This window comes from Vibrio sp. 10N.222.48.A3, assembly GCF_041475345.1.
GTDB lineage: Bacteria > Pseudomonadota > Gammaproteobacteria > Enterobacterales > Vibrionaceae > Vibrio > Vibrio tasmaniensis_A.
Genome location: NZ_JBFRVX010000238.1, coordinates 1 through 12,191, shown reverse-complemented (window position 1 = coordinate 12,191; position 12,191 = coordinate 1). Strand labels below are relative to the sequence as shown.

Annotated in this window: 10 protein-coding genes; 4 read left to right on the top strand and 6 right to left on the bottom strand. The window is 44.2% G+C overall.

The features are described 5' to 3' along the window. Positions 1-292 precede the first annotated feature (292 nt). The 5 genes from trpS to AB4653_RS08080 all read right to left on the bottom strand — a co-directional run bounded on the left by trpS (position 293) and on the right by AB4653_RS08080 (position 5,460). Entirely contained in the window at positions 293-1,354 is a 1,062-nt protein-coding gene (gene trpS / locus AB4653_RS08100) for a tryptophan--tRNA ligase (RefSeq protein WP_050395109.1), read from the bottom strand. Between the two features lie 263 nt (positions 1,355-1,617). Beyond that, on the bottom strand, positions 1,618-2,418 hold the full coding sequence (locus AB4653_RS08095; protein ID WP_032555020.1) for a hypothetical protein: 801 nt from the start codon (positions 2,416-2,418) through the stop codon (positions 1,618-1,620). A 151-nt stretch (positions 2,419-2,569) separates the two neighbouring features. Further along, positions 2,570-3,949, bottom strand: a complete 1,380-nt coding sequence (locus AB4653_RS08090; protein WP_050395107.1) for a D-serine ammonia-lyase — start codon at positions 3,947-3,949, stop codon at positions 2,570-2,572. Positions 3,950-4,073: 124 nt separating this feature from the next. After that, complete coding sequence (locus AB4653_RS08085; protein ID WP_009845017.1) at positions 4,074-4,853, bottom strand: helix-turn-helix transcriptional regulator; 780 nt, start codon at positions 4,851-4,853, stop codon at positions 4,074-4,076. 73 nt (positions 4,854-4,926) lie between these two features. Further along, positions 4,927-5,460 carry a YbhB/YbcL family Raf kinase inhibitor-like protein gene (locus AB4653_RS08080; RefSeq protein ID WP_029225307.1) on the bottom strand — a complete coding sequence of 178 codons (534 nt, stop codon included), beginning with the start codon at positions 5,458-5,460 and terminating at the stop codon, positions 4,927-4,929. 243 nt (positions 5,461-5,703) lie between these two features. On the opposite strand from AB4653_RS08080, the gene AB4653_RS08075 reads away from it, so the two are divergent. The 4 genes from AB4653_RS08075 to AB4653_RS08060 all read left to right on the top strand — a co-directional run bounded on the left by AB4653_RS08075 (position 5,704) and on the right by AB4653_RS08060 (position 11,021). Then, entirely contained in the window at positions 5,704-7,113 is a 1,410-nt protein-coding gene (locus AB4653_RS08075) for a DUF3404 domain-containing protein (protein ID WP_032555017.1), read from the top strand. Beyond that, the gene (locus AB4653_RS08070; protein WP_032555016.1) at positions 7,091-7,741 is read left to right on the top strand and encodes a response regulator transcription factor; all 651 of its coding nucleotides are present in this window, start codon (positions 7,091-7,093) and stop codon (positions 7,739-7,741) included. The genes AB4653_RS08075 and AB4653_RS08070 overlap by 23 nt, the downstream gene beginning before the upstream one ends. Continuing rightward, positions 7,738-8,568 carry a DUF2861 family protein gene (locus AB4653_RS08065; protein ID WP_032555015.1) on the top strand — a complete coding sequence of 277 codons (831 nt, stop codon included), beginning with the start codon at positions 7,738-7,740 and terminating at the stop codon, positions 8,566-8,568. The genes AB4653_RS08070 and AB4653_RS08065 overlap by 4 nt, the downstream gene beginning before the upstream one ends. Positions 8,569-8,687: 119 nt before the next feature. Beyond that, positions 8,688-11,021 carry a glycoside hydrolase gene (locus AB4653_RS08060; RefSeq protein ID WP_102257631.1) on the top strand — a complete coding sequence of 778 codons (2,334 nt, stop codon included), beginning with the start codon at positions 8,688-8,690 and terminating at the stop codon, positions 11,019-11,021. A 72-nt stretch (positions 11,022-11,093) separates the two neighbouring features. Here the strand turns inward: AB4653_RS08060 and AB4653_RS08055 are convergent, their stop codons facing one another. Then, positions 11,094-11,996 (bottom strand): LysR family transcriptional regulator, encoded by a 903-nt coding sequence (locus AB4653_RS08055; protein WP_017097897.1) that lies wholly within the window; start codon positions 11,994-11,996, stop codon positions 11,094-11,096. Positions 11,997-12,191 lie beyond the last annotated feature (195 nt).

The window sequence follows — 12,191 nt, the reverse complement described above, 5'->3', positions numbered from 1 at the left end:
GATTTAGGCAGAATGTCGGGTAACCATCCCCTGTCAAACAATCGCTCTTGTTTGGCTTGCGCATAAGTCGAGTACTCATCGCTGACCACATCTGAACAGCCAGACATTGAAACCAAAGCCGAAAATAAGACAGAGAGTAAAACGTTAATTTTCATTTAATTACCATAACTTGAAAGCTGGAGTGTGAAATCATGCGTTGCCATACAACCTCATTTCCATTCACAAAATCCATTTTATAAATCAACCGTAATCATCATTCAAATTAATTGACTTTATTTACATACAGCCAGTGCTAGATAATATTCAGACCAAAGACGCCTTTTACATCGAACAGTACCTTTTGCGTCCTTTCCCTAGAGACTTCGCTACCATTTCGCAAAATATCGATGAGCTGCGCTTTATCATCCAGTAACTCAGCTCTTCTTTCACGAATAGGACGAAGCATCTCTTGCAGGCACTCTTCCAACACTTTCTTAGTTTGTCCATCGCCTAGCCCACCTCTTTGGTAATGCTCTTTTAGTTGACTGACATAGTTAGCGTCTGTGTGAAAAGCATCAAGATAAGTGAACACGATATTGCCTTCTACCTTGCCTGGCTCTTCAATTCGTAGATGATTTGGATCGGTATACATGGATTTGACTGCAGCTCTGATCTCTTTCTCTGTTGCACCCAAATTAATGGCGTTGCCCATCGATTTAGACATCTTACTTTTACCATCAGTACTAGGCAGACGAGATGCATTACTGAGAAGCGGCCTGCATTCATTCAAGATTGGTTTGCCAGCGAGCGAATTCACTTTCCTTACTATCTCATTGGTTTGTTCTAACATCGGCAGTTGATCATCGCCAACAGGCACTAAAGTCGCGTTAAAAGCAGTAATGTCTGCCGCCTGTGAGATGGGATAAGTGAGGAAGCCTGCTGGAATTGAACGTCCAAACTCTTTGTTCTGAATTTCGCTTTTGACTGTTGGATTCCGTTCTAAGCGAGCGATAGAAACAAGATTGCTGTAGAACATGGTGAGCTCAGCTAACACCGGCAGCTGTGATTGCAGACAAATCGTGGTCTTGGTCGGGTCGATACCCACCGCAAGATAGTCAGCGACTACATTGAGAATGTTGGAAGAAACCTTCGAAGGATTATGGGCGTTGTCGGTAAGCCCTTGCATGTCAGCGACCAATATCGTTTGGTCGTGAATATGCTGCAAAGAGACTCTTTGTTTAAGTGAACCGACGTAATGACCCAAATGTAAAGGCCCAGTTGCTCTATCGCCAGTCAGAATAATTTCAGGCTTGTTGGTATTGTTCTTACTGCCAATATTATTGCTGTCGGTATGGCTGTTTGAGTTGGTATTCATGGTGTATCTCCAAGTTAAAAAGGCTACTGGAGATAAAAAGAGGCGACATTTTTGATGACATTCTTAGCTACCGTCCAGCAGCTAAAGAATGTAAGTATTCCGTGCTGCTCTATTGAGAGCACCACCAAAAGAAAATTGAAGTTGAAGTTGAAGTTGAAGCAGAATTAAATTTCATGGTTAAAACCTATCAACAATACAGACGAGCGACAACTGTTATTTACGCGCACCAAGAAAATAGGTCTTAAGATTAACAGGTTATAGGCTTAATCTTTACTGGAACACAGTTCAGTGATTCGGTCACACATGGCTTGGTTAACTGTGAAGTGGGTGTTGAGGAACGCTAGTTGGGCAAGTGCCGATTCAGCCGTGCGCTCGTAACCTTGGGTAAAGGTTGGTAGCAATTGAGCAAACTTAGGAAAGCGTGCTTCTAGCCTTCTATCCGACATAAATTCATCAACGAATTCAGGCTCAGAATGCTCAGTTTGATCCACAAGATCGATCAAACGATCAAGAGCGTAAGATTGAACAAAGCGAGAGCCAGAAAGCTTCTCGCCGCGATTATATCGGCTCATGCCCACATAAAGATTGGTCAGTGCTTCACCGATGATCCATTCTTGAGAGTTTGCGTGTGCCTCGCCTTTTGCTGGTGGAACACAACACTGAGTATCAAATTCAGGTTGCTGCCAAACAATGCGCCCTTTAGCAAATGGGATATGCGCTAACTCGTGGGATTCAAACACCGCAAATTCGCAAAAGATTCCGTCAGCGTACAGGACTTTATAGCCATCGACGGTATTTCTCACCGCGTAGTCGATTGGGTGAATGTCTGAGAGCCAATGCAAGCTGTCTAAGAAATACTGCTTATGCCCCGTTTGTACTATCGCGAAAAAATCGACATCTGAATACTGATCAAGTCGTTCTGTTTCAATACCTACCGAGCCCAATCCCAGTAAAGCATGAGCCTTACCCGATGCTTCCAAAGACTCCCCAATCGCATCTAAACGCTGTAGTAATTTTTCTGGTGTGTTTATATGTCTTGTCTGTATCACTTTGTCCGTCTGCATTGCTCAATCCCTATCAAGTTGAATGCCACTCAACCTAACTGATAGTTAGAACATCTAAGAAGCCTAATTTATAAAATATGTGTTTGAGATAACGATCTGCGTAACTTATTGCTTCGTTTCAACTCATCAATCATCCGTCTTTCTATCCAATTTACACCGATGACTTAGCTAAATAAGCTGCCATTTCTTGCTCTGGCACCATGCCTCCGCCAGTCGCCCACACAAGATGCGTTGCATTCGCTAGCGTCGATTCATCAATTTGTAGACGAGCAAGGTATTCGCTATTTCGCTCAACATGAACCGCACCTGGCATGCCTGCGAGTGCTGAAGGTTCAAGTTGAATACCCTCTGCTTGGTTCAGTTCGCCTAGCAATTGATACATGCGTTCATCGGTTAATGTGTAATAACCATCAAGCAAGCGCTCCATCGCGCGACCCACGAAACCTGAAGCCCGACCCACCGCCAAACCGTCTGCGGCGGTGAGGTTATCGATACCCAGATCTTGCACCGCAATCTCATCATGCAAACCGGTATGAACACCGAGCAACATACAAGGCGAATGGGTTGGCTCAGCAAAAATACAGTGTACATGGTCACCAAAAGCCATCTTCATGCCAAATGCCACACCACCGGGGCCGCCACCGACTCCACATGGCAAGTAAACGAACAGTGGATGGTCTTCATCGACCAGAATCTGCTGCTGTTCAAACTGTTGCTTTAGTCTTTGCCCCGCCACCGAGTAGCCAAGGAACAGGGTTTGTGAGTTTTCATCATCAATGAAAAAACATCGAGGATCTTGTGCGGCTTCTTTGCGTCCTTGTTCTACTGCAACGCCATAATCTTGCTGATATTCGACCACATTGACACCATGCTCACGCAGTTTGTTTTTCTTCCACGCTCTCGCATCAGCAGACATGTGAACCGACACTGTAAAGCCTAACTTGGCACTCATTATGCCAATCGACATGCCTAAGTTACCCGTAGACCCTACCGCAATACTGTATTGTTTAAAGAAGTCACGAAATTCAGGTTCGAGTAACTTACTGTAGTCATCGCTCTCACACAGTAACCCAGCTTCAATGGCAAGCTTCTCGGCATGCGTTAGTACTTCATAGATACCACCGCGCGCTTTGATTGAACCTGAAATCGGTAAATGGCTGTCTTTCTTCATCATCAAACGCCCTTTTATTGGCTGCTGATAATGAGCTTCTAATGCTAACTTCATTGCAGGGATATCGATAAGCTCAGATTCGATGATGCCATTGGTGACTTGTGTTTCAGGGAATGCCTTCGCCAGATAAGAGGCAAACCTTTGTAATCGCAGGCTTGCATCTTGAATGTCCTCTTCGCTTAACCCCACATAAGGTAAACCCTGTTCTAACGTCGTGATGTTTGGGTTAAACCAACTCACTTCTTCTAACGCTATAAGTTGTTTTAACAACGGGAAATCGTTGGTGAGCTTCTCTATATTTAATTCACTTTTTGGGTTCAAATCAGTCATGGGTGACCTTCTCTGGTATAGCGCCATCATCTCTGGTACACAGCAATCTGCGCTCTTACAAACATTTGGTTTTGAGCTTATTAAAACGGTATTTATTTAATTATTCAATGACCTGTAATTAACTAGGCTTACTTTGCTCGATACGTCTTACGACTTAATTGCTGACCACTGTCTTGATGTACTCACTAGGCGATAAACCAAATTTTCCTTTAAAGCGCTGACTAAAACGTCCTTCCGATTGGTAACCGCAAGACTGGGCCAACATCGCCACATTCTGCTGTCCGTTTTGCATCAGATAAAGTGCGTGACTCAACCGAACTTCAGCCAACACCTCACGATATTGCATACCTTCCAGTTTGAGCTTTCGGATAAGCGTGGCGCGACTCATCGCAAAGCGCTCTGCTACCGACTCTAACGGATGTTTCTCGTCCGGTGAATGCGAAAGGTAGTGGCTAAGTTTCTGGCTAAACGAAACGTTTGAGCTAATAAACAATCGATGCAACACGCCCTTCTCGGCTAATTGCTGATACAAACCCTGCAACCAAAATTGTTGGGTTTGTTCACTCATGCTCTGACGATCAAACGAAAACAACGCATTGAGAGAATCTTGCAAACCTCGATCTGCCTCCACGGTGGGTAAATCCAGTTCAATTGCTCGATCCTCACTCAGATCGAGCATTGCTTGCGTCGGTTGGAAATGAAAACTGAATACACGCGAAAGGAAACGCCCTTTGTGGGGCATGTTCTCAAAACTCAATGACGCTGATGCCTCACACAACAGCAGCTCAGAATGTGAGAGTTCTGCCGCTGAGTCTTTCCAAAACAGGCGCTTACTGCCTGTAATGATCTGAATAATACTAGGGGATAGAATCCTCACATTACGCAGTTTTTGTAACTGCTCTGCACGAAAGATCGTCACTTGATATTGATTCATCTCATCCCCTTATTTGCTTATTTGCTTATTTGCTTATTATGTACGTGTATAAGCTTTTAACGTACATAAGCTATTAGCGTGTATAAGTTGCCGTCAGTTTCGCTTTGTCTAAAGCCATGCTGTTCAACGTGAATCCAACCACTGCCGACGGCGTGTTTTCGTCTAGGTTAAGTTTGTCCGTTGGTAATGCCCAAACCGTGAATTGATAACGGTGCATACCATCTTTTTCTGGAGGACAAGCGCCACCGAAACCTACCGTTCCATAATCGATTCGGCCTTCTTTGCCACCCACTTTAGAGATATCGACACCGCGAGGTAGGTCGCTCACTGTTGCTGGAATATCAAACGCGACCCAGTGCCAGAAACCACTTTCAGTCGGAGCGTCTGGATCATAAGCCGTGACTGCAAAGCTTTTGGTTCCTGCTGGAGCATCTTTCCACATCAATTGTGGTGATAGGTTACCGCCGTCACAACCCCAACTTGAGTATTCAAAGGTCTTCGCCATTGGGTGACCTTCTTGAATATCGTTGCTGATTAATTCGAACGCTTGAGCAGAGCCTGCCGCCAAAATACTAATTGCTAATACTGATTTGATGATGAGTTTCATGATAGTTCCTCTTATTAGGTATGAGTCCAGTATAGTTCCCTCCACACGCCCAGTGATGACAATAAGTACACAATTATCTAATTTAACCCAAACAAATGATACTTACTGTATTTTTACTTTATTATTTAAAAGCATGACCCACTCGACAATTTGTTGTTAAAAGAACACTTGTTGACATTCAGGTTACAAATCGCATCCAAAACTCTTTAGACTCTCCCCACGACTTTTAACGAGAATGATTGGATGCGCAGGTTTACCTTAGCCCTTGGCTTGATCTTTTGGCTCCCAACTCTAGCCAATGCCCAAAGTTTGCAAGACAAGTGGCAAACCCTGTATCAACTGAGCTGGCAATCATCCCCAATCCTAGTCTCTCAACAAGAGTTGGCTCAGTATCCGAAAGTTCTGCTTCATGAACGTAGCCGCTATCCTGATTTCAACCAATTCAGTTGGGACGACATCGCAGCGTTAGCGTCAATACAAGATCACTGCCGAGCGATTGAAAGCAATAACCCTTCATTAGATGATGCCATCGAGTTTGAGCTCGCTTTGTGTCAGCAACAAGCATTGGATTCCATTTGGTTTGCAGCACACTCCAAACGACACCCTGCAGGTGGCAGTTTTGCTGATCGTTATTTAGCCGCTTACCCAGATGTGACCGAGCAGATACGCCCATTTTTGAGTCTTACCAACCCGCAGCACCCTTTATATAACCAGCTAGAAAACCTAAGTGCACAAGGCAGAGAAGCACTGCTCAGTGGATACCGAGCTTGGCAACAGGACGATGTGCTTTGGTTAAGTGGCGAACAAGGCTGGAAAGCCATTCCCTTAAATGTTTGGCAACCTATTGCAGAGCGGCAAGAGGTGTCTTTGACGGGTGAAACCTGCACTTTTCGTTACAGCAACGTGTGCTTAAGCGAGCCTAGCAATGACAATCTGATCATGAAAACGTTGATCTTTACATTGCTGTTAACGTTGATTTCCGGCCTAGGTAGAGTCTTATACCTAAGAACAAAACAACGAAAAGAGAGGCAGTTCATTTTACAGCTTCTTACTCATGAACTGCGCACGCCAATTACTAGCCTAGGTCTAACCGTCGAAATGTTCAGAAACCGCTACGACGATTTTCCCGATGAGATCCAAGGGGCAGTTTGGCGTTTAATTTCAGACTATCAAAGGCTTTCTCAGCTCACCGAAAACAGCAAAGTGTATCTAAGTTCGGATCAGTCGGAGCCTTTGTTGAAGCAAAACGCATCATTGGAAGAGTGGCTCGACCATGTCTGCGAAAAGCACAATATTGCTTATCAATGTGAAGCAAGAGATGTTGAACTTAACCTGCCTTATTACTGGCTGACCATCTGTCTTGATAACTTAATCAAGAATGCTAAGCAGCATGGACAAGGTAAGGTTTTAGTTAAGATCTCCCTTTCAGATAAACTGAGAATAGAAGTACAAGATGAGGGTCACTTCCCCTCTTTGATACAACGACTTATTTCAAGAACAACACGGTGCGCCAATCACAAACAAGATAATATGGGCATTGGCCTGACTATTGTCGAACACTTGATGAAACAAGCGAATGGCCGTCTCATCATTCTCCGTAATCCAACTCGATGTATTTTGGAAATCGCTTATGAACACCCTACTGCTGATTGAAGACGACCAACTGCTTGGGCAAGGCCTCGTCAGCTTCTTTGAGTCCAATGGTTATCAATGCCTTTGGGTGCAAGATGCTCAGAGTGCCGGTAAGCTGTGGTTACGAGCCGATCTCGTGGTGCTTGATCGACAACTTGAAGACGGCGACAGCTTGCGACACTTGCCTAATTGGTTACTGATCAAAGCGCTACCTGTGATAGTGTTGACCGCCAAAGTTGAAGTTCAACAACGTGTTGAAGGTTTAATGGCAGGTGCCAAGGATTACGTGACTAAGCCATTTTCGAATGATGAATTGCTTGCTAGAGTCATTACGCAGCTTCGGCCGTTAGGTGTTAGCCATTTAGATTACGCAAATATCCAAATCAACTTGTCGGAACGGATCGCTTATCTGGATGAAAGCCCAATCACGTTGAAACCTAAAGAGTTTCAGCTATTAGTTTTGTTTGTTCAAAACCAAGGGCGCGTGTTCCACCGAGATGAGTTATTGAATAAAATCTGGGGTTATCAAGCCTTCCCAAGCACAAGAACCGTTGATAACCACATACTGCGTTTACGTCAAAAGCTACCAACGCTGAAACTAGAAACGCATCGTGGGGTTGGTTATCGTTTGGTTGGGGAATCACAATGAAAGTAAGCTTATTAACAACACTGTTCTGCACATTACCCTTTACAATGCCCTTTGCGTGTAATGCGGCTTGGTTTACAGACACGCCATTGCAACACACCTATCAATCACTGCTCGATGATCAACCGCAAGTGGCATGGCAAGAACTGCAAATCGCGCTTGATCAGGCAGAGCTTAATAGCCAACTTTGGCTACCCGTTAAACAAGAGATCCTGAGTCGGACTCAATGTGGAAGCACTCTTGAACAAAGTGCTACACCCAACAACCACATTCAAGTTAGCTTTATCAAGCGCCACGGTCTTTCATCACAAGGCTATCAGATCAAAGTGTCTGCGGAGCAACTCAACGAAGTGTTAGAAGATCAAACACAACGTATTTCTCTGGTCTCGCCTGATGGAAAAGTGGTTATCGAAGGACAACTCAATTCTGATGTCGAATATCAAGAGATTGAAACCAGTGAGATGCTCATCAAACCGGAATCGGGTGTTTATCAGTTAACGATAGGTTCGAACAACTACCCTATTATTGTTGCTTTAGACGACAACAAGCGATGGCTAACACTCGAAAGCAAACTCAACGACCCTCACATTGTGGTAACACCGCCTGAGATAATCGACAGCTGCCCAGACGCCAATGTCAGTTGGCAGTGGTTTGACGAAAACTACGATATGCTAGGTTTCAAGGTGCCAATCAAAACAACGCAAGCATCTCTTCCTACAGAAAGCCCAACCGGATCTGAAGCTAAACACTTGAGTGCATCGGTTGAAATGTTTGAATACCAAGGTGCGATTGAAATCCAATATGTACAGCGTGTCGCGATGCCTTTCTAAGTTAAGCTCGCTATACAATGGCATTAAACACCGAAGGGAAAAAATAGAGACATATAGGTGACAAAATACCAACGCGATTTGGGTGTAATGACCGTACTTACCCTTTACGGAATCTAGATATGGTCAACGTTCGTCATCAACTTAATTTTACGTCTTTTGCTATTGCAGCTCTATTCACGACTTGTGCGCTCTCGGCAAACGCACAAGATAATCAAGTCACTCTTATCAGCAATAGCCACACCAACAACATTAACGCCAGCAATATAGTGTCGATTTCAACAAAAACATTAGCGATAGATTGGAATGGCTTAAGTGTGAATAGCGCTGCTTTGACCGTTGATCGTCAACCTCAAAAAGTTACTCACCTAGTCATAGACTCAAAAACCAAGGCATCTTGGACACTCATGCCGAGTGGAATCAATGTTGAAGCTGAGTTGAAGGAACATAATCTTCTTGTCCAATTCACCTTACCTGAAAACACACAAGTAAAACGAAACCAACCCATTGAACTCGTTTGGTTTGACCTAGCAGAACAACAAACTCAGACTCTATTTCTGCCCTTTAGTGAGGGTATGCGCGTTCCTACCAACAATAAGCAGTGGGCCAATTACCTAGTCGACAACCATTCTGGAAGCAACACCACTCAAGACTTAAAAATGCCTTTTTGGACGGTACAACAGAACGATCAATTCATCAGTTATCAGATGATTACCCCAACCAACAACCAATTGTTCTTTTCTGATGTATCGTCGGATACGTCCTCTGATGAGAAGACCAAGATTGATATGAGCGCTTCACACCAATTTACAACGCTGAATCAATCACGGCCTTTTACGGTTCGGATAACACTTGGAGACTCTTGGTTAGATGGTGCTAAACAATACCGTGATTGGCGTATTGAGAATGGTCTCTCTGAATCGTTTGTCGAAAAGCAAAAGCGTAACCCAGATGTAAATAAGCTAATCGGCGCAAGCCACGTCTACTTGTTTGGTAAAGATGCTTTAAGTATCCAAGATGTGAGAGACTGGTGGGGATTAAAAGCCTGGTATCTCGAAGACTCTCAATTAAACATTTCAAGTGAAGCGAAGCGTGAGTTATCCCCTCTGTCTAAAGGCAAAGATTGGTTTAGCCAGTATCACAAACAACTGTTGTTGGACTCTATTAACCAGTCATTACAAAGCTTGTATCCTGTTGCAACGCCAACACTGCCTGATAACACCATAAAAGCTCAACACACCGCTGCTCAGAGCAAGAAAAGCTGGTTGATTAAGCATGCCTCTTCTTATCTCAATGCACCGGATACTTGGGGACAAGCCTTGTCATCAGGCATGGTCAACAATCTAAACAAAGCGGGCTTGAATAAGCTTTGGTTAGGTTTTGATAACTGGATGCCAGCATTCTATCAACCGAATGCAGTAGAACTGGCTAAGCAATCTGGTTATCTGGTTGGAACCTATGACTCCTACAACACAGCCATCCCTGCGAAGCTCAATGACAACTGGCTAACCGCCCAATTACCAAAACCGATGCGTGAAAGTTGTGCGATTGAAATGGCGGATGGCAGCCTAAAAAAAGGGTTTCGAGGAAACGGTTTTTACTTGAACCCGAATTGCCATTTGGATTATGTAAAACAGCGCGCCGTAGACATCATGCGTTTTGGTCACTTCAATAGCCTGTTCCTAGATGTTGATGCGACTGCGATGGCGCGTGAGGACTACAGCGATAATAGCAGTGAGACGGATATGCTTTCTGCCTTCAATAACCGAATGCAGTGGTTAAGCGATCAACCCGATTTGGTGCTTGGTTCTGAAGATGGTAATAGCCTGACGACAAAAGGCATCGCTTTTGCACACGGCTTAGAAACGGTCGGCTTTGGTTGGTCAGACAAAGAGATGAAAGAAGACCTACAATCACCTTATTACTTGGGTCGTTGGTATCCAGACCATAAACCTGACTTTTTCTTCAAGTCAGCTAAGGTCAAAGAACCCTACAAGTCATTGCTGTTTTCGCCTCAATATCGAATTCCGCTTTACCAAGCCGTTTTCCATGATGAAGTAATCAATACGCACCATTGGCACTCAGACAGCCTTAAGTTCACTAATGTACAAGCAGAAAGAGACTTAACCGCCATGTTGTACAACACACCACCGATGGTTCACTTGACCAGAGATGAAGCTTTATCAAGTTCAAGTCCAAGGATCAAAGCACTCAAACACTATCAAGATGGCTTTGAACCGATGCACGAACAGTTATGGGATAAACAGTTAGTCGATTTCGACTGGTTAGACAAAAGCGGCGAAGTTCAACAAACCGAGTTCAGTGACGGGAGTAAGATCATTGCCAACTTCTCTAACAAGGCATTTCGTTACAACGGTATCGATATTGCTGCCCTATCGGTCAAAGCTATATTGGCGAATGGGCAAGTCGTCGACTGGCAGCCCAATCATAGTTAGCTTCGATACGGTTTAGACAAAAACGAATAATAGGAAGCTTAAGCACTTATTTAACCGCTAATGTTCAGCCCGTTACTTGTGCTTCCTATTTTGAAAAGCAGTCAGTAGATAGTCGATAAAGACCTTCTTACGTTTCGGCATCAACTGTCTGTCTGCATACACTAGGCTTACTGAAACTTCTGGCATCTCATATTCAGGTAACAAGCGAATCAGCTTACCTGTCTTGAAGTGTTCCCGACAAATGAATTCAGGAAGCACCGCCAAGCCGAGCCCATCCACACACGCTGTTAGACATGCCGTGATGGTATTCACCCGCAACTGACACGGTAGATCGATCAAAATCGACTCACCGCCTTCTAATTGCAAATGCCACTTAGGTAGACGTGCCGCCTTGTTCACGACCTCAATCATCCTAAATGGAGGCTTAAGGTCATCGGGTGAAGAGATTTCACCGAACTGTTCTAAATACTCAGGGCTGGCTACCAATACACGCTTCGATGTTGTGAGGTAACGAGAAACCAAGCTCGAGTCCACTAGCTCACCAATTTGTGCGTAAAGATCGATCCCCTCCGCAATGATGTCGACTTCTCGATTCGACAGTTCTAAGTTCAAAGTCACGTTTGGGTGCTCTTTTAGGAAACTGTGGATGTATGTGGCTAATACTTGATGCCCCAATTCGACAGGCAACACAACATTCAACTGCCCTCGGATCAAATCCTGATTGGCAGAAACCTCTAACTCAGCTTGGTTCATGATCTCTTGCATCTGCATGCTCGACTGATAAAAGCGCTCACCCTCTGGCGTTAAAACTAAACTTCGTGTCGAACGAGTGATCAACCTCACACCTAGGTGCTGTTCCAGCTCGTCTAGCTTTCGGCTGACGGTCGACTTGGTCATGTTCAATGCTTCAGCTGCGTGCGTGAAACTCCCACAATCAACAACTTGTGTAAAAACAGTCACAGCATTTAAGTCCATCGTACTTCTCCCAAAGCCCTATTAGTAAGATTCATGCAACAGTGTTTCCCTTTTTTCCTATCTTATCAATCAATCGAATTCATTTACAATTCGTTACATCTAAATAAAAACAAAATGAGAAATAAAAAATGACAGAGAACAACAACGCTTCGCAATCAGTAAGCACAAAAAAACGTAAAAAAGCCCCGCTTATTG